Annotated in this window: 15 protein-coding genes; 12 read left to right on the top strand and 3 right to left on the bottom strand. The window is 59.1% G+C overall.

The window, feature by feature from the left end; translation table 11 throughout:
• The first annotated feature begins 18 nt into the window (after positions 1–18).
• The 9 genes from RF819_RS11370 (at position 19) to RF819_RS11335 (ending at position 12,749) form a co-directional block, all read left to right on the top strand.
• Positions 19–1,389, top strand: a complete 1,371-nt coding sequence (locus RF819_RS11370; protein ID WP_078365096.1) for a TIGR03013 family XrtA/PEP-CTERM system glycosyltransferase — start codon at positions 19–21, stop codon at positions 1,387–1,389.
• A gap of 13 nt (positions 1,390–1,402) precedes the next feature.
• Positions 1,403–3,511 carry an XrtA/PEP-CTERM system histidine kinase PrsK gene (gene prsK / locus RF819_RS11365; RefSeq protein WP_078365095.1) on the top strand — a complete coding sequence of 703 codons (2,109 nt, stop codon included), beginning with the start codon at positions 1,403–1,405 and terminating at the stop codon, positions 3,509–3,511.
• On the top strand, positions 3,508–4,866 hold the full coding sequence (gene prsR, locus RF819_RS11360; RefSeq protein WP_078365094.1) for a PEP-CTERM-box response regulator transcription factor: 1,359 nt from the start codon (positions 3,508–3,510) through the stop codon (positions 4,864–4,866). Before prsK ends, prsR begins: the two co-directional genes overlap by 4 nt.
• 37 nt (positions 4,867–4,903) lie before the next feature.
• Positions 4,904–7,678 (top strand): XrtA/PEP-CTERM system TPR-repeat protein PrsT, encoded by a 2,775-nt coding sequence (gene prsT / locus RF819_RS11355; RefSeq protein WP_078365093.1) that lies wholly within the window; start codon positions 4,904–4,906, stop codon positions 7,676–7,678.
• Between the two features lie 143 nt (positions 7,679–7,821).
• Positions 7,822–8,454, top strand: coding sequence for a hypothetical protein (locus RF819_RS21015; RefSeq protein ID WP_143541680.1), 633 nt, complete (start codon positions 7,822–7,824; stop codon positions 8,452–8,454).
• Positions 8,455–8,458: 4 nt separating this feature from the next.
• Positions 8,459–8,773, top strand: a complete 315-nt coding sequence (locus tag RF819_RS11350; protein ID WP_143541679.1) for a hypothetical protein — start codon at positions 8,459–8,461, stop codon at positions 8,771–8,773.
• A 13-nt stretch (positions 8,774–8,786) separates the two neighbouring features.
• The gene (locus RF819_RS11345; RefSeq protein WP_200223940.1) at positions 8,787–9,650 is read left to right on the top strand and encodes an HprK-related kinase A; all 864 of its coding nucleotides are present in this window, start codon (positions 8,787–8,789) and stop codon (positions 9,648–9,650) included.
• A gap of 11 nt (positions 9,651–9,661) precedes the next feature.
• Entirely contained in the window at positions 9,662–10,747 is a 1,086-nt protein-coding gene (locus RF819_RS11340; protein WP_078366906.1) for a nucleotidyltransferase domain-containing protein, read from the top strand.
• Between the two features lie 28 nt (positions 10,748–10,775).
• Positions 10,776–12,749: an ATP-binding cassette domain-containing protein gene (locus RF819_RS11335; RefSeq protein ID WP_078365090.1), complete on the top strand. Its 1,974-nt coding sequence runs from the start codon at positions 10,776–10,778 to the stop codon at positions 12,747–12,749.
• A 56-nt stretch (positions 12,750–12,805) separates the two neighbouring features.
• Here the strand turns inward: RF819_RS11335 and RF819_RS11330 are convergent, their stop codons facing one another.
• Positions 12,806–13,294, bottom strand: coding sequence for a MarR family winged helix-turn-helix transcriptional regulator (locus RF819_RS11330; protein ID WP_078365089.1), 489 nt, complete (start codon positions 13,292–13,294; stop codon positions 12,806–12,808).
• Positions 13,295–13,378: 84 nt separating this feature from the next.
• Complete coding sequence (locus RF819_RS11325) at positions 13,379–14,131, bottom strand: 4-hydroxy-tetrahydrodipicolinate reductase (protein WP_078365088.1); 753 nt, start codon at positions 14,129–14,131, stop codon at positions 13,379–13,381.
• A gap of 154 nt (positions 14,132–14,285) precedes the next feature.
• Between RF819_RS11325 and RF819_RS11320 the strand changes: the two genes are divergently transcribed.
• Complete coding sequence (locus RF819_RS11320) at positions 14,286–15,623, top strand: chloride channel protein (RefSeq protein WP_078365087.1); 1,338 nt, start codon at positions 14,286–14,288, stop codon at positions 15,621–15,623.
• A gap of 161 nt (positions 15,624–15,784) precedes the next feature.
• Here RF819_RS11320 and RF819_RS11315 read toward each other — a convergent pair whose 3' ends face one another.
• A complete protein-coding gene (locus RF819_RS11315) occupies positions 15,785–16,645 on the bottom strand; it encodes a M14 family zinc carboxypeptidase (RefSeq protein WP_078365086.1) in 861 nt (286 codons plus the stop codon).
• A gap of 84 nt (positions 16,646–16,729) precedes the next feature.
• Between RF819_RS11315 and RF819_RS11310 the strand changes: the two genes are divergently transcribed.
• Together RF819_RS11310 and RF819_RS11305 are read left to right on the top strand one after the other, a co-directional pair.
• A complete protein-coding gene (locus RF819_RS11310; RefSeq protein ID WP_078365085.1) occupies positions 16,730–17,254 on the top strand; it encodes a flavin reductase family protein in 525 nt (174 codons plus the stop codon).
• 114 nt (positions 17,255–17,368) lie between these two features.
• Positions 17,369–18,721: an HD-GYP domain-containing protein gene (locus tag RF819_RS11305; RefSeq protein ID WP_078365084.1), complete on the top strand. Its 1,353-nt coding sequence runs from the start codon at positions 17,369–17,371 to the stop codon at positions 18,719–18,721.
• Positions 18,722–18,811 lie beyond the last annotated feature (90 nt).

Here is an 18,811-nt window from a genome sequence, read left to right as displayed (position 1 = left end):
GATGCTGCAGAGGATTCCATGATCAAAATATTCAACCACTATTTTCACAAACGAACCCTGTTCCAGATTGCTCTGGATCTGATGCTCTTGCTGTTGATTGCCTTGATCACCTCAACAGCGCATGAATCACAGCACAGCGTCCTGGGGTCCAAAGCCGCCATGACCTTTTTGGTCCTGACCGGCGCCATGATGGTGTTGAACGCCAGTCTGGGTTTTTACCAGCGGGTGCACAACCGCTCGTTGGGACAAACAAGCGCACGCGCGGTGCTGGCCTTGTTGTGTATGGCTCCAGTGATTCTGGGCTTGGCGACCCTTTATTTCGATACCAGATCCTTCGCCATGACCCTGCTGTCCGCGATTGCACTGATGTTGCTGCTGCGTGTGTATGTGATGCATTTCACACCACGTAACCTGATGCGTCAGCGCGTCCTGGTATTCGGCACGGGCTCACGCGCCCGATTGGTGGGCACCGCCTTGCTCAAGTCCGACCCGACCGTGGACCTGGTTGGTTATTACGCCGGTCCAAACGAACAGGAAGCGATGGTGTCTGCCTGGGGTTTGCTGTCCATGTCGAATTCACTGACCGACATCGTCAAGGACCAACAGGTTGATGAGATTGTGGTGGCCCTGTCCGAGCGGCGTGGTGGCAGCATGCCATTGCGTGAGTTGCTCGACTGCAAGCTGCAGGGGGTCAAAGTGGTGGACATTGCCACCCACTTTGAGCGAACCCTAGGTCAGATCCGGCTGGAATCCCTGTCAGCCGGTTGGTTGATTTTTGGTGATGGTTTTGGTACTGGCTGGTTCAGGGCCTTCATCAAACGGGTGTTTGACATCGTCTGCGCCAGCATCCTGATAGTGCTGGCTTTGCCGGTGATGTTGATCACCGCGCTGCTAATCGTGCTGGAAGATGGTTTCCCGATCCTGTACTTTCAGGAACGTGTGGGACAGAACGGACGGCTTTTTAATGTGGTGAAGTTTCGCAGCATGCGCACCGATGCCGAGAAGGATGGCAAGCCCCGCTGGGCAGCAGCCAAAGACGACCGCGTGACACGCGTAGGCCGGGTGATTCGCAAGCTGCGTATTGACGAGTTACCACAATTGTTCAGCGTGCTGGCCGGCGCCATGAGCATGGTCGGCCCGCGCCCGGAGCGCCCCTTCTTTGTCGACAAGTTGACGCAGGAAATCCCGTACTACGCAATCCGTCACAGTGTCAAACCGGGCGTCACAGGCTGGGCTCAGGTACGTTACCAATATGGCTCTTCGGTTGAGGACGCGGCCGAGAAGCTGCAATACGACCTGTATTACGTCAAGAACCACTCCTTGCTGCTGGACATCGTGGTGATGTTTGAGACCATTGGTGTGGTGGTGATGCGCAAGGGCGCTCAGTAGGCCTTCGGCCATCATGAACAGCGGCAACCTCGATTTGACCGCCTGGAGCGGTGGGCTGGCAGGGGTGTGCTACACGGTCTTTGCGCTGCGCCTGCTGCAATCGGGCTACCTAAAATCTCTGCGAGAGCCTTCCAAGCTTGCGGTGCTGGCGGCGGTGTTGCTGAGCGCCTTGTGGGGCTGGTCCACCTTGCTGCAGATGCACTCGCAGGCGCCGCTGCTGCCCTTGCTGACCATCCTGACCGACCAGTTGCGTTACGCCGCCTGGTTCGCTTTTTTGCTGCTCTTGTTGAGAACCAACCGAGCTGGCAAGGCGTCGACTAGCAACAACCTGATCATCTGGGCTGTGCTGCTGGCCGTTTCTGGCCCTTCGTCTCTGGTGTTAACGGCACTGGATGCAGACAGCGTGGGTGAGCCCACACGTTGGATGCTGTTCAGCGCCATGTCCATGCCGGTGTTTGCCCTGGTGCTGCTGGAGCAGGTTTTTCGCAACGCCACGGAAGATTCACGCTGGAATCTCAAGCCGCTGTCGCTGGGGCTGGCAGGCAGCTTTTTATTTGACCTGTACTTGTTCTCGCAAGCGGTGCTGTTCAACCGCCCGGACGAAGACGCCTTGAGCATCCGTGCGGGTGTACACGCCCTGATGATGCCGCTGCTGCTGCTCTCAAGCACCCGGCGCAGCGACTGGATCGCCAAGATCCAGCTGTCCCCCAAGGCCGCGTTCCATTCGGCCACGCTGCTGATCGCTGGCGTCTACCTGATTTTTATCTCTGGCGTGGGTTACTACGTGCGCTACTTTGGCGGCGAATGGGGGCGCGCACTGCAGTTGGGCCTGGTGGTGTTCGCCCTGATTGTGCTGATGATGCTGGCGCTATCAGGGACGATGCGGGCCAAACTCAAAGTGTTCCTGGGCAAACATTTTTTCCGTTATCGGTACGACTATCGCGAAGAATGGTTGAAATTCACCCGCGCCCTGTCGGCCAGCAGTTCGCCGCAGGAGCTGGGCTCTCAGGTAATCCGAGGCCTGGCCGAGATGGTGGAAAGCCCGGCTGGCGGGTTGTGGTTGCGCGTCCAAGGCGAGGCCGCTTTCACCCAGACCGCACGCTGGAACTTAGCCCCCACGGAAGACAAGGAGCCCATGGACACGGCGATGTGCCAGTATCTAGCCGATGGCGGCAGGCTCATCAACCTGGAGGATTACCGCTCGGCATCCAGGCGTTACGGCAGTTTGAAAATTCCCGTCTGGCTGCAGGAGCTGCCGCAGGCCTGGCTGGTGGTGCCACTGATGGTGGGTGAGGAGCTGACCGGTTTTGTGATTCTGGCCAGCGCACGCACCTTGTTTGATGTGAACTGGGAAGTCAATGACCTGTTGAAAACAGCCAGCAAACAAGCCGCCAGTTACCTGGCCCAAATGCAGGCAACGGAAGCGCTGCTGGAAGTGCGCAAATTTGACGCCTTCAACAAAATGTCGGCGTTTGTGGTGCACGACCTCAAAAACATCGTGACACAACTCTCGCTCATGATGAAAAACGCCAAGCGCTTGGGTGACAACCCCGAGTTTCAGCAGGACATGCTGCTGACGGTAGAGAACTCGCTGGACCGCATGCGCCAGCTGATGTTGCAACTGCGAGAAGGCGCTACTCCACCGGGCAAGGCTTTTGGTGTCAACCTGAGTGCCATCGTCACGCGGGTGCAAGCGGTCGCACAGGCACGCGGGCGCACGCTGGAAGTGCTGGCACTTGAGCCGGTCGATACCCGCGGACACGAAGAGCGGCTGGAGCGCATCATCGGCCATGTGGTGCAAAATGCCTTCGATGCGACCGACCCCAGCGGCCATGTCTGGCTGACACTGGAGCGCGCTGGGGGTCAAGCCAGCATTGTGGTGAAGGATACTGGCCAAGGCATGACGCAGGACTTCATCCGTGATCGGCTGTTCAAACCGTTTCAAACCACCAAACAGGGCGGCATGGGCATTGGTGCTTACGAAAGTTTCCAATATGTTCAGGAGTTGGGTGGCAAGATTGACGTCCAGAGCGAAGTCAACCAAGGCACCACCGTCACACTGTTGCTGCCACTGTTTGAGACCCAGAAAAATTCCGATCTACATTCCTTGGAAAGCGCATGACCTCCGAAAAATCTCGCCCCTTGATGATTGTTGAAGACGATCTGGCGCTGCAAAAGCAGATCAAGTGGTCACTTGACCGCTTTGACACCGTTACCGCCAGTGACCGCGAAACGGCCTTGCTACAGCTACGCAAGAGCCTGCCTGCGGTGGTGACCATGGACTTGGGCCTGCCACCTGATGCTGATGCTGTCTCGGAGGGTTTCAGGCTACTCGAACAGATCATGGCGTTTGACCCGGACATCAAGGTCATTGTGTTGACAGGTCAGAATGACCAGGCCAACGCTTTGCGCGCTGTAGCCATGGGGGCGTACGACTTTTTTGCCAAACCGTTCGAGCCCGAACTGCTGAACCTGACGGTGGAGCGGGCCTTTCGCTTGTTTGAATTGCAGGCTGAAAACAAACGTCTGCGCGCTCTGCATCAGCCTGACGCGCTGGCGGGCCTGACCACCCGTGACCCGCAGATGATGCGTATCTGCCGCACCATTGAGAAGGTCGCCGCCAGCAACGCCACTGTCATGCTGCTCGGTGAAAGTGGTACCGGCAAAGAGGTGCTGGCGCGCGGCTTACATCAGGCATCGCCGCGACGGGGTGAGAAGTTCGTAGCCATCAACTGTGCCGCCATTCCCGAGAATTTGCTGGAGAGTGAGCTCTTTGGATATGAGAAAGGCGCTTTCACCGGAGCTGCCAAAACCACGCTGGGCAAGATCGAAACTGCCAATGGCGGCACCTTGATGCTGGATGAAATTGGCGATTTGCCCTTTCAATTGCAGGCCAAGTTGCTACGATTTTTGCAAGAACGCACCATTGAACGCGTGGGCGGTCGACAGGAGATTGCCGTAGATGTGCGCATCGTTTGCGCCACCCATCAGGACCTGATGGCGCTTGCCAAGGAAAACCGGTTCCGCGAGGACTTGTACTACCGGCTCGCAGAGATTGTGGTCAACATCCCGCCACTGCGTGACCGCGTGGGTGACTCTGCGTTACTGGCACACGCCTTTGCCCGCCGATTTGCACAAGAGCAAAACCGCGCATCGCTGACACTCAGTGAAGATGCGGTCAAGGCCATCGAGCAACACACTTGGCCTGGCAACATCCGCGAGCTGGAAAACTGCATCAAACGCGCCGTCATCATGGCCGATGGCAATCAGATCACCCGCGAAGATGTGGGTCTGCAGCCAGCCAGTGACGCGCTGGACACCTCACTGGACTTACGCGTCATCCGCGACAACGCGGAAAAAACCGCCATTCTGGCGGCGTTGGGCCGTGTGAATGGCAATGTGCTCAAAGCCGCGGAGTTGTTGGGTGTGAGTCGACCCACGCTGTACGATTTGATGCACCGGCTCGGGTTGAAATAAGTTCTTCGTTCACACCATTTGCTTCCAGGGGTCTGCCATGAAAATCACAAAACATCCCATCCGTGGTGCACTGCCAGCGCTGCTGGTGTCTCTGCTGTTGGTGGCTTGTGGCGACAAGCCCGAGGCCATGATCAGCTCCGCCAAAGACTATCTGGCGAAAAATGACAGCAAAGCCGCAGTCATCCAGATCAAAAACGCACTGCAAAAAAGCCCGGACATGCCAGAGGCTCGTTATTTGCTGGGTAAGACGCTGCTAGAAAGTGGTGACGTGGCGGGCGCAGAAACAGAGCTGCGCAAAGCCCTGGCACTGAAATTTGCCCAAGACAAAACCCTACCATTGCTGGCTACTGCAATGCTGGCACAAGGACAAGCCAAAAAACTGACCGATGAATTTGGCAAGACCAACTTGGCAGACAAAACCGCGCAAGCCTCACTGCTGACCAGTCTGGCTGGCGCCTACGCAGCGCAGGGGCAAACAGAGCCTGCTCAGACTGCACTTGATGCGGCTCTGGCAACTGCTCCTGACTACGCGCCTGCCAAGCTGATCCAAGCACGCCAGAAAGGTGGCCAACGCGACTTTGATGGCGCACTGGCCATTGCCGATGAAGTCATTTCCAAAAACCCGCAAAGTTTTGAAGCCTGGAAGCTCAAAGGGGATCTGCTGCGTTACGCCAAAAACCAACCGGCAGAGGCTTTGGCGGCCTACCGCAAATCGGTCGAGATCAAACCCGATTTTCTCGCGGGCCAGACGGCTGCAGTCACCTTGTTGTTGCAACAGAACAATCTGCCAGACGCAGCCAGCCAGATCGAACAGTTAAAGAAAATCGCCCCCAACCAACCCCAAACCAAGTTTCTGGAAGCCAATTTGGCTTACCAGCAAATGGACTTGAAGGCCGCACGCGAGTTGACGCAGCAGGTTTTGAAAGCTGCGCCCAACAATGTGCAAGGACTTCAACTGGCCGGCGCCATCGAGCTTCAACTCAATTCGCCCTTGCAAGCCGAGGTGTACCTGAGTAAGGCGCTACAAGCTGCCCCCAACCTACCACTGGCTCGCCGCTTGCTGGTGATGACTTATCTGCGATCCGGCCAGGCCACAAAAGCGTTGGACACCCTGAAACCGGGCTTGGTCGGCGACAACATCGACCCCGGCCTGTATGCGGTGGCGGGTGAGGTGTACCTGCAGAACAACGATGTGAAAAAGGCCGAGGAATACTTCACCAAAGCCACCCAACAAGACCCTAAGAACGCCAGAAACCGCACCTCGCTGGCGCTGACCCACATGATCAGCGGCCAGGTGGACAACGCATTTGGTGAGTTGCAGAACATTTCAGCATCCGACAGTGGCATCACGGCCGACATGGCACTGATCAGTGCCCATTTACGCCGCCAGGAACTCGACAAGGCGCTCAAAGCCATTGATGCCCTTGAGAAAAAGCAAGCGGACAAACCACTGGCTGCTAACTTGCGCGGACGAGTTCTGCTGATCAAACGTGACCTGCCAGGCGCCCGCAAGAGTTTTGAGCGGGCTTTGCAGATTGACCCCATGTTCTTTCCGGCTGTCGCCAGTTTGGCGGGCCTGGACCTGGCCGACAAGAAGCCGCAAGACGCGAAGGCACGTTTTGACGCTGTGCTGGCCAAAGACCCCAAAAACGCCCAGGCGCTGCTGGCACAAGCTGAACTGGCGGCCAGAACTGGCGCCAGCAAGGATGAGGTCGGCAAGCTGATCAACAACGCGGTTTCCGCCAACCCCACCGAGGCAGCGCCACGCCTGCTGCTGATTGACTTCCATTTGCGCAACAAGGATGTGAAACTGGCGACGTCAGCCGCACAAGATGCAGTCGCCACGCTGCCCAACAACCCTGAACTGCTGGACGCTTTGGGTCGCACGCAGCTTGCCGCAGGTGAATTCAACCAGTCCATTGCCAGCTTCAACAAACTGGCAGGCATGCAACCCCTGTCACCACAGCCCTACCTGCGTTTGGCCGATGTACACATGGCCAACAAAGACAAAGCTGCCGCTGCTGCCAGCTTGCGCAAGGCGCTGGATATCAAACCTGACTTGCAGGCAGCCCAACGTGGCAGTATCTTGCTGGACATGGACGGCAAAAACATCAGTGGAGCCTTGACCACAGCCAAGACCATGCAGAAACAAGGCCCTAAAGATGCGGTCGGATATGTTCTAGAAGGTGATATCAACGCCTCCCAGAAGAACTGGGACGCCGCCGCAAACGCTTACCAGACGGGGCTGAAACAAGCCAGCTCTGCCGAACTGGCCGTCAAATTGCATTCGGTGTTGTTGGCAGCAGGCAAAACAAGTGAGGCTGAGAAGTTTTCCGCAACTTGGCAACGAGACCAGCCTAAAGACACTGTCTTCCTGTTGTACCTGGGTGACGGCGCCATCAGCCGCAAAGACTACTCAGGCGCTGAAAAGCTATACACCCGTGTGACCCAACTGCAGCCCAACAACGCCGTAGCCTTTAACAACCTGGCCTGGGTAACCGCCCGGCTCAACAAAGATGGTGCTATCGCCTTGGCGGAGAAGGCCAATGCATTGGCGCCCAACCAGCCCGCCTTGATGGACACATTGGCCGAGTTGCTGTCAGACAAGGGCGATTACGCCAAAGCGCTGGAAGTGCAAACCAAGGTGGTCACACTACAGCCAGAGAACCCGATATTCAAGCTGAACCTGGCCAAGATACACATCAAAGGTGGCAAGAAAGACTTGGCCAAGGTGCAATTGGATGAACTGGCGAAGCTGGGGGACAAGTTTGGGGGACAGAAGGAAGTGGCGCAGTTGATCAAGGGCCTGTGATTTGAGACTGGTGTTTTTAACTGTCGGCATTGTTTACAACTACCGAGAATTTACCGGGCTTCGTGCTTAAAAGCCCAATCAATTCAACAATGTATGACTGTTGGCGCATAATTTGCTTAATCTAGCAAATACGAGGTGAGCTTATGAACGAAACACAAACTGAATCTTTGCCACAAACCGTTGAGTCAGCTCAAACGACTGGTATTGCGCGTCGGCGGTTGTTGCGTGCTGGCTTGGCAGCGGCACCTGTACTGGCTGCGATGAAAAGCAATACCGTTCTTGCTGGCGATCACACCTGCATCAAACCGTCGTCTTTTTCGTCGCTAAAGCCTGCAAACTGGAAAGTCAGCCGAGGGCGGACTGTCAATACCACCTACAACTGTTTTTCGCACGGTCATTGGAAAAACCACAGCCACCCATTTCCGTACAACGACAAGGATAAGTCTCTCTTTCAAGGAACAGCTCAAGGCTATGTATCCGCGCTGTTCGATGCAACAGTGTTTCCAAATTTCGCTGGAAAAACGCTTCAACAAGTTCTGTCGACAGGCGGCGGTGGCCTTGAATCACTCGCTAGGCATTTGGTAGGATCCTTTCTCACTGCTGTTGCGAACGAAAACAATCCAAATAGTGTATTGATAACCGCCGAGCAATGTAAAACCATCTGGGCAGGAAAAGGTGCATGGACGCCAGCGGCTGGTTTGAATTGGACACTGGACGACACCATGGCCTATTTCGATAAAATTTATGGAGCGCCCTTCGCGATAACCAACTTGTAAGCTGATGCCAATGACAACTTGGTGTTGCCCACGTGCCAAGGACCTCAGTTTAAGAATTTGGTCAGAAGGGGGCGTTGTTTTTGATGACGCCAATGCTCAGTTGCATGAGCTCACGCCGATCGCCGGCGAGGTCTTGAATCAGCTTTTGACAGGCGGCTCCTTGACAGCCCATGAGATTCTGTTCAATGTACTGGGTGAAGCCCCCAGTGCGGAGGAAGCGGTTCAGATGAAGCAGCTACTGCTACATTTCAAGGCCATGGACATCATAGAGTGCATCTGCCTTGATTCCCCAGCGACTATCACTACTCAGCAAAACTGAACTCTCCGTTCGCTTGGCCTCTGACGGCGTGCGTTTACGTCTGCCACCGTTTGTGATGCACATCCGCAGCGACAGCCCCATCGTTGCAGAGGGCTTGTTTCAGCTTTACGCAGAGCATGAGATGCTGGACGCCAGCAGCACATTTGCCGATTTTCATGTTGCGGTTGTTCCCAAACGCACCCTGTTCAAACCGCTGTGTGTTTTTGAGATGGATGGCTTTCAGCCGTTCACCCCCTTGGCAGCCGGTGAGGCCTTTGCGTTCCTGGAGTGGGGCATGAACTGGTGTGTGACAGGGTACTGCCATACGCTGATTACCATTCACTCTGCTGTACTGGAGCGGGGCGGCCGAGCCGTGATCCTACCCGCACCACCGGGCTCGGGCAAGAGCACATTGTGTGCTGCCTTGATGTTGCATGGATGGCGCCTGCTGTCAGACGAGATGGCGCTGCTGGACCCCAACACTGGACTGATTCAGCCCGCCCCTCGACCGGTCAGTCTGAAAAACGAATCCATTGGCATCATTCGAAAACGCGCACCACAGGCGGTGTTTGGCCCTGTCGCCCATGACACATTGAAGGGGACTGTGGCCCACATGAAGGTGTCGTCCGATAGCCTGCAGCGGGCTGATGTGCCCGCCCTGCCCGCCTGGCTGGTGTTTCCCAAGTACGAAGCTTCTGCTCCGCTCTCGGTCGCCGTCAACCCCAAGCCGGGGAGTCTGATGCAGTTGGCAGAAAACAGTTTTAACCAGCATGTTCACGGCCGCCAAGGCTTTGAGGCACTTGCCCGGCTAGTGGACCAAAGTGACTGTTACAGCTTGACCTACAGCCAACTGGATGAGGCGTTGGCTTGGTTTGACACACTGACAGCTGCCCAGTGAAATCTGCCTACATGAATCTGCTGATCGATGCCTTGTATTGCCCGCAGCGCCTGCGTCAGTTGCGCCCAGAGCAATGGGACATCTTAATCAGGCAGGCTCGCCGAGGTGATCTTTTGGCCCGCATGAGCGCCGCTGCACACGACACCGGCTGCTGGGGCAGCATCCCTGCGCAAGTGCAAATGCACTTGCAGTCCGCCTTGAATCTGGCGATTAGACAACAGCAGGAGCTCCGGTGGGAAGTTGACCATATTGCCGATGCTTTGAAGGACGTCGACGTGCCGGTTGTCCTCCTGAAGGGTGCGGCCTATGTGCTGGCCCGTTCAGCGGTGGCGCGGGGGCGCCTGGTTTCTGACGTGGATATTCTGGTTTCGCGCGCTGCGTTGCCCGCAGTTGAAAAGGCCCTCATGATGGGCGGTTGGGTCTCAAATGCGAAAAGTGCCTATGACCAGGTCTACTACCGCGAGTGGATGCACGAGTTGCCACCGATGCAACACTTCAAGCGAGGTACCACGATTGATGTCCACCACGCCATCTTGCCGTTGTCCGCACGCCTGCATCCAAGCACGGACAAGCTGCTGAAAGCCACCGTGCTGATTGCGCCAAATCGCCAGGTTCACGTCCTGTCACCGCTGGATCGCGTCCTTCACAGCGCGTCCCATCTTTTTCATGAGGGCGATCTCGAGAAAGGGTTACACGGCCTGGTTGACATTGATCTGTTATTGCGCGAATCATCGGCAGCACCAGACTTTTGGTTGCAACTCATCGGCCGAGCCATCGAACTTGAGCTCACCCGCCCTTTGTTTTACGCGTTGCGCTATGCACGCATGGTGCTGGATTCCCCAATACCTTCTGCTACCGTGTCGCAGTTGGATGCGGCACCGCACGCTCGCCCGTCGCCACCTCTACTTTTGCTGATGGACGCGCTGTACCTGAGAGCATTGCGACCACCCCACCCGACGTTGTCTGATCGCTGGACGCCATTCGCCCGGTGGCTGCTGTATGTGCGCGGTCATTGGCTGCGCATGCCACCCTGGCTGTTGATTCAACACCTATCACGCAAGATCTGGCTGGCCTGGTTTCCTGACAAGAAAGACTGAAGGCGCCACAGCGGATAATCCCGCCCCTATGGCACTCATCACACTTCTAGACGCCCAGCTGGCATTCGGGCACGTGGCCCTGCTCGACCACGCTGATTTTTCCCTTGAAACGCAGGAGCGCGTGGGGCTGATTGGCCGCAACGGCGCGGGCAAGTCGTCCATGCTCAAGATCCTGGGTGGTCTGGACAAGCCCGACGACGGCACGACGCAGGTACAAAACAACATCCGCATCGCTTATGTGGCGCAAGAGCCGCAGCTTGACGCAGACGCTACTATTTTTGAAGCTGTCAGCGAAGGTCTGGCAAGGGTCAGAGCCCTGATTGATGAATATTCCGAGGGCCATGGCGATCTGGACGCGATGCAAAGCGAGATCGAGTCGCTGGACGGCTGGAACTGGGAGCAACGTGTGGGTGAAACCCTGCACCGCCTGCACCTGGCGCCCGACGCGATTGTGCGCACCCTCTCCGGCGGCAACAAGAAGCGTGTCGCCCTGGCGCAGGCGCTGGTGGCCGCGCCCGACGTGCTGCTGCTGGACGAACCCACCAACCACCTGGATCTGGACAGCATCGAGTGGCTGGAAGGCCTGCTGTGTGAGTTCAAGGGCAGCATCATCTGTATCACCCATGACCGCTCCTTCCTCGACAACGTGGCAACGCGTATCGTTGAATTGGACCGTGGCAAATTGCTCTCCTACCCCGGCAATTTCGCGGCTTACCTGGTCCAAAAAGAAGAACAGCTGGCGCAAGAGGCGGTGATCAACGCACGTGCCGACAAGCTGCTGGCCCAAGAGGAAATCTGGATCCGCAAAGGGGTGGAAGCACGCCGTACCCGCGCCCAGGCGCGCATCGTGCGCCTGGGGGAGTTGCGCGCCAAACACCAGGCGCGCCGCGAAGCGGTGGGCAGTGTCAACATGGATGTGGTCACCGGCGGCGCCAGCGGCAAGCTGGTCGCTGAACTGACCCATGTGTCCAAGAGTTTTGGTGAGCGCAAGATCGTGGATGATTTTTCAGCGACCATCCTGCGCGGTGACAAGATTGGCCTGCTCGGCCCCAATGGCGCGGGCAAAACCACCTTGCTCAAGCTGATTCTGGGTGAACTCCAGGCCGACCCGGCACCCGCCAAATCGCCCGCACCTGAGCCCGGCCACAGCCCCTGGGGCACGGTGCGCCAGGGCGCCAACATCTCGGTGGCGTATTTCGACCAGATGCGCAATGCGCTGGATCTGGACGCCACGCTGGAAGACTTCATCAGCCCCGGCTCCGAGTGGATCGAGATCGGCAACCAGAAGAAACACGTCAAGAGTTACCTGGGCGACTTTCTGTTCTCTCCCGCACGTGCCAACTCACCCGTGCGTTCCTTGAGTGGTGGTGAACGCAACCGCTTGCTGCTGGCGCGACTGTTTGCCCGGCCCGCCAATGTGCTGGTGCTGGACGAGCCGACCAACGACTTGGACATCGATACCCTCGAATTACTCGAAGACCTGCTGCAAAACTACGACGGCACGGTGTTTCTGGTCAGCCATGACCGCACCTTCCTCGACAACGTGGTCACCAGCACCATCGCGTATGAAGGCGACGCCAAGTGGCGCGAGTACGAGGGCGGTGTGACCGACTGGCTGGTGCAGAGCAAACGTGCTGCCGAGATCGCCAAGAGCAAGGGCCAAAAAGCCCCCAAGCCCTTTCATTATGAGCGCGAACAGCTCTCAAAAATGCAGCAAGCCAAGCCACCTGAGGCGCCCGCCCCAGCGCCTGCAGCCGCAGCCATAACCCCCAAAATGCGCAAGCTCAGCTTCAAGGAACAGCGCGAACTCGATGGTCTGCCCGACCTGATTGCCAAGCTCGAAGCCGAGCAGGCCGAAGCAGTGGCCTTGCTGGCCGACGGCAGTCTGTATGCAGTGGACAACGCCCGTGCCCTGAAACTCGCCGCGCGCAGCGCCCAGATTGACGAAGAACTGCTGACCGCACTGGAGCGCTGGGAGTACCTGGGCAACCCTGCCGCTTGACCCGAACCTAGCGAAAGGCCTGCGTGCGCTACAGCTGGCGGCGGCAAACCCTCAGCTCACAAGTCCGCCAGGGGAATACCACCGGCTGACTCGTCCACCCGCAAAAGTGCAATCAGCTCGGCCAGGTCATGGTCCAGCTGTTGCAAGGTGTGTTCAGGCAGCTGGGCCAAAGCATCGGGCAGCACCCCCTCAAATGGCCCCGGAGACTTGGCCAGCAAGGCCTGCGCTGGGGGCAAGATATACAGCTGCACCTGGCGTTTGTCGACCTGGCCTTTGTCGGCGCGGATCAAGCCCTTGGTCTGCAGGCCTTTGACCAGATTGCTGGCTGTGGACTGGTGCACATCCATGCTGCGGGCCAACTCACCCAGGCCAACACCGGGCTGGTCGCGGATCACACTCAGAGCCCAGACCTGGGCGCCGCCCAGGCCCACCTGTTTTTCGACTTGTTTGAAATGGGTGCGCACCGCGTTGAACACAACGCGGAAACGGCGCAGCACCTGGGTCGATTGCGCCGACTTCGCGCGAGAGGCTTCCGAGGGTGACATAAACAGCGGCAAATGGTTAAACAGGCGCCATGATAGTGGCCGAACACCCCCTACAGTCACCCGTCTGCACCCGGGCCGGCATTTTCAGGCGGGTGTCGACTGCAGCAGCTCCTGGCGCACCAGGCGCATCATCAGGTCGTCAAAGGTGTAAAAGCCGTTCTGGCACTCGGCGAGCTGCTTCAACGCGAACACGGCACCGGTGCCAAAGGCACGCCGCTCAATCGAGTTGTGGATCAGGCGCACGGTCTGGTGCGGGAAGCCAAAAATCACCTCGTGGTGGCCAATGATGCCGCCCAGGCGCAGCGAGGTGATCCGCTCATCCTCCACCTGCAGGCTTTGTGCGATCTTGCGCGCCGTACCCGAGACTTCGGGCTTGTCGCGAAAGTGCTGCTCCAGGATCTCAACATCGGCAAAAGGCGCAATCCGTCGCAGCAGCTTGGCCGCCAAAATCAGGAAGTTGATGCCCAAGGTGATGTTGGGGGAGCACATCACCCGGGTGTCGCGCCCCAGATCACGCGCATAGTCCAGGTCAGCCGGGCTGTAGGCCGAAATCGCGCTCACCAACATGATGTGGCGCTGGCGAAGTGCTTCACCATAGGCGTGCAGGCTCTCGGCCTGAGAGAAATCCACCAGCGCATCGACCGGGTGGGCATCGAGCCAAGCCGCCCAATCCGACGTACCCAATCCCACCAGCGGGATGCTGGTCTCGGGCACGGTCTGTGCCGCTGCGCCGGCCGACTTGCGCACCACCCAGGCCAATTCAAAACCGGGGGTGTCCTGCAACACCCGCGCCACCGCCTGACCGGCTTTGCCGTAACCCACCAAACCAACTTTCATGCTGTCACCTCCTGTAGTGTTATGTGTTGTGGCGCCAGCATTCACGCGCCGAGGCCCAATATAACAAACTACATTTGCATCAATGTATCATCACCCCCATGCACTGTGATGGTATGCCGCGTTGCGCCCACTGCAACGCCAACTCCCCCAAACGATGAACCTCGACGAACGCAGTTCCACCCTGCTGGACGCTTTGCGCCACGACCTGTCCAACTGGCAACTCTGGGCCGCACGCGCGGTGGTGATTGGTTTTGCCGCATTGGCAGGCCTGACCGTGGTGGCCCTGACCTGGCTGACCGAACGCGCTTTCGGACTTTTTGAGCAGTTACACAGCGTGGTGGCATGGGCGCCGTTGTTGTGGACGCCGCTGTGCACCGCCGCCATCGTTTGGGTGATGCGCCGGTATGCCATGGGCGCGTCGGGCTCGGGCATACCGCAAGTCATGGCTGCGATGGACAGCTCTGTGGCGCCCGAGCAGCGCCACCTGTTTGTGTCGCTGAAACTGAGCTTGAGCAAAATGGCCCTGACCAGCTGCGGCCTGCTGGGAGGTTTGTCGCTCGGGCGCGAAGGCCCCAGCGTGCAAATTGCCGCAGGTGTCATGCACCACGCGCGGCGTTACCTGCCTGCCAATGCCCCGGTGTCGCACAACGGCCTGCTGATGGCCGGTGGCGCTGCGGGTATTGCGGCGGCCTTCAACACACCGCTGGGCGGGATCATGTTTGCCATTGAGGAGTTATCGCGCCGCCCAGAGCAGCGCAACACCGGCTTGCTGCTGGCCGCCATTGTGCTGAGCGGCTTGATGGCGGTCTCCATTTATGGCAACGCCACCTACTTTGGGGTGATCCGGGTGGACCAGCTGAGCCTGGCGCTGATTTGGCCAGGCCTGCTGGTGGCACTGGCTTGCGGTCTGGCCGGTGGGCTGTTTGCCCGGGTGCTGTTGCTGTCGGTGCGTGGCAGCTCGACCGACTGGTTCAGCCGCTGGCGACAACGTTCACCGGTGGCATTTGCCGCCGCCTGTGGCCTGGTGGTGGCGGTGATCGGCCTGGTCAGCCACGACAGCACCTTTGGCACCGGCTACCACCACAGCCGCGCCCTGCTCGAAGGCGGGGGAGAAACCACGCCGCTCTACACCTTGCTGAAATTCCTGGCCACCTGGATCACCGCCTGGTCAGGGGTGCCGGGTGGCATCTTTGCACCGGCCTTGTCGATTGGCGGCTCTCTGGGCAACGACGTGGCCCAACTCACCCACTATGCCAACGCACCCACCTTGATCGCACTGGGCATGGCGGGTTTTCTGGCGGCGGTCACCCAGGCGCCGCTGACCGCCTTCATCATCGTTATGGAGATGGTGGACGGCCATGCCCTGGTGCTGAGCCTGATGGCCACCGCGCTGGTGGCCAGTGGGGTGTCGCGCCTGCTGTCGGCACCGCTGTACCAGGCCATGGCCCAGTTGCAGCTGCAACGCCTGCCCCAGCACAAGCCACCCACCTGAGCCGCTGCCTCACGGCAACTGGCCCAAAAAAAAGGAGCCCCGCAGGGCTCCAAACTCGTCTGTACTTCCGCTGACTGCCACCGGAATTACCTGCAAAGTATATTTGCACAAATTCATTTTGCGACTAGGGTAAACCCTTGACTTGCAACAATCCCGTGCATTCAAGGTGTGCTGGGCGGCACCTGGGCCAGTGTGGGACTGTCCTGCGGCTCGGGCAGGGGCAGTGTTTTGTCCATCCAGAGCCGCAGATCACGCCACATCTTGGCCATCTCGTCGCGGCTGGGTGTGCGCAAGGCGTTGGGCAACTCCACCGTGACCACCGGAATACCGCGCTGCACCCCGCTGTAGTTGCCCAGGGAACCCGGGAACACACCGACCTGGTCCAGGTACAAGCGCCCCAAACGCGTGGGCGGCAACACCGGGCCGTCAAAGTCCAGCACCCCATAGGGCGCGTGGATGCTGACGATCAGCTGCGGGTCAAAGCGGCCGATCTCGTCAAACAGGTACCTGGCCTCGGGCTCACTCAAGGGGCTGGGGCCGGGCCAGCGGCGCGGGTCCTTGCGGGTGCGCTGCTCCCAGTAGACCTTGGTCTCACGCTGCCAGTTGGGGGTGGGGAAGTTGCGGTTCAGGTCCACCCCGTGGGCGTTCATGCGCCAGGGTGTGCGCCGCGCCAGACCGTCCGGGTTGAGCACCGGGACAAAGCGCCAGTGGGTCTGCGCCGGTGCTGCCTGCGCCATCTGCAACCAGTGCAGCGCCACCGAGGCGGCCGACAACTCGTCACCATGCATGGTGGCCACCACCAGCACCCGCCGCTGTGCATCCAAAGACGCCATATCGCGCACCAGAATGGGCCGCCCCTGCACACTGCGTGCGCCGCTGGGCTGCAGCTGGGCGGCCTGGCACAGGGCCGGTGAGACATTCGGGATTTTGGTATAAAAATCGGTGCAAGCCCTTGCAGCGTAAGGGCTTGCAGCTATTAAAAACGCAACACCCAGGGCGTGTGGCTTCAGACGGATCAACATGCCAGGGATTCTAAGAAAGCTTTTTGATGGGCCGATAAGCCCGCCAAACGCGCCAGAGCGCCGTTTTCGGGTAGATTCAGCGCGATGTTTTCAAGTTCACACCGCGCCCAGGCGCAAGCGCCCGCTTTCTCCAGCACCGAATTTCGCACCGCCCTGGGCATGTTTGCCACCGGGGTGACCATCGTCACCGCCCGCACACCGGCGGGGGCGCTGGTCGGGCTGACCGCCAACTCCTTCAACTCAGTCTCACTGACACCCCCGCTGGTGTTGTGGAGCCTGTCCCAGGCCGCCAGTTCGATGGCGGCATTTACCCAGGGTTCCCACTACGCCATCAACATCCTGGCGGCTGACCAGCAGGCGCTGGCGTTGCGTTTTGCCTCACGCAGTGCCGACCGGTTTGCCGACCTGGAGTTCACCGAGGGCCACAACGGCGCCCCGCTGATCAGTGGCAGTGTGGCCAGTTTTGAGTGTTTCAACCGCAGCCGTTATGCCGAAGGTGACCACGTGATTTTTGTCGGTGAAGTGGAACACTGCAGCTGCCGCGCCGGTGCCTCGCCCCTGCTGTACCACGGTGGCAAGTTTTACACAGAGCACCCTCTTTACTATTGATAACAGAGTGACGGGCCCTTATGAAATCAGGGCTAGAGGTCGATTTTTCTTGAAATCTGCGGCACCCTTGTGCCTGTGCACAGCGGCCTGACCGATGCTTGACCGGAGCCCCACATGCAGTTCCTGAAGCTCTCCGAACTCATGGCTGCACTCAGCCACGCGCTGGACATCACCGAGGGCCAGCCTGAGGGCCACTGCGTGCGCTGTTGCTGGATCGGCATGCACATCGGCCAGAAGATCGGCATGGACAACGACGACCTCTGGACGCTCTACTACACCCTGCTGCTCAAGGATCTGGGCTGCTCCAGCAACGCGGCACGCATCTGCGAGCTCTACGTCACCAACGACCTGTCGTTCAAACGCGACTTCAAATGGGTGGACGGCAGCCTGCCCCAGGTGCTGCGTTTTGTGCTGCGCCACACCGGGCCAGCTGCGGGCCTGCGTGAGCGGCTCAAGGCGCTGGGTGGCATCCTGAGCCACGGCGACGAGATCGCCCAGGAGCTGATCCAGACCCGCTGCACCCGTGGTGCCGATATTGCGCGCCAGCTGCGCTTTCCCGAAGCGGTGTCGGCAGGCATTCACGCGCTGGACGAGCACTGGGATGGCCGTGGCCGCCCTGACAAGTTGGTGGGCCAGGCCATCCCGTTGCCAGCGCGGATTGCGCTGCTGGCCCAGGTGATTGATGTACACCACGGCGCCCAAGGCCGCCACACGGCCCTGGCCGAAGTCAAGGCACGTTCTGGCAGCTGGTTTGACCCAGCGCTAGTGGCCGCTTTTGAGGCTGTGGCGCAGGCCGACAGCTTCTGGCAGATGCTGGCGGCCCCGGCAGTCCAGGTGGAACGCGCGGTGTACGCGCTGGAACCCGGTGGCCATGAGGTCAGCATCACCGAAGACTACCTGGACGACATCGCCGAGGCCTTTGGCCAGGTGGTCGATGCCAAGAGCCCGTTCACCGCTGGCCACAGCGCGCGCGTGGCCTTGTACACCGCATTGCTGGCGGAGTCGATGGAGGTGCCCGAGGCGCGGCGGCGCTGGCTCAAGCGTGGTGCGCTGTTGCACGACGTCGGCAAGTTGGGGGTGAGCAACAGCATCCTGGACAAACCCGGCAAGCTCGATGCGGCAGAGTGGCAGGCGGTGCAGCGGCATGCCAGCTACACCGAGGCCATCCTGAGCCGGGTGCGCATTTTTGACGAACTCGCACGTGTGGCTGCCGCGCACCACGAACGTCTGGACGGCCAGGGTTACCCGCGCGGCCTGATGGCCCAGGACATCTCGCTGGAGACCCGCATCATCACCACCGCCGACATTTTTGACGCCATCACCGCCAAGCGCCCCTACCGCGGTGCAGTGCCGTTGGCACAAACCCTGGCCATCATGCACGACAGCGTGGGCAGCGCGATTGATGCGCGCTGCTTTGACCATCTGCAACAGGTCATCACGCAAAACCGGGCACTTTTTCCGCCTTGAGGCAAGTACTTTTTGACGTTTGCTCAACTTTTAAAACAATTGTCAAAAAGTGAAGCGCCAGCGTAAACTCGTGGCTCATTCCAACCTTTC

This window comes from Rhodoferax fermentans (assembly GCF_002017865.1).
Lineage (GTDB): Bacteria > Pseudomonadota > Gammaproteobacteria > Burkholderiales > Burkholderiaceae_C > Rhodoferax > Rhodoferax fermentans.
Note: the sequence above shows the minus strand (reverse complement) of the source record. Positions and strands in the feature narration are given on the sequence as shown.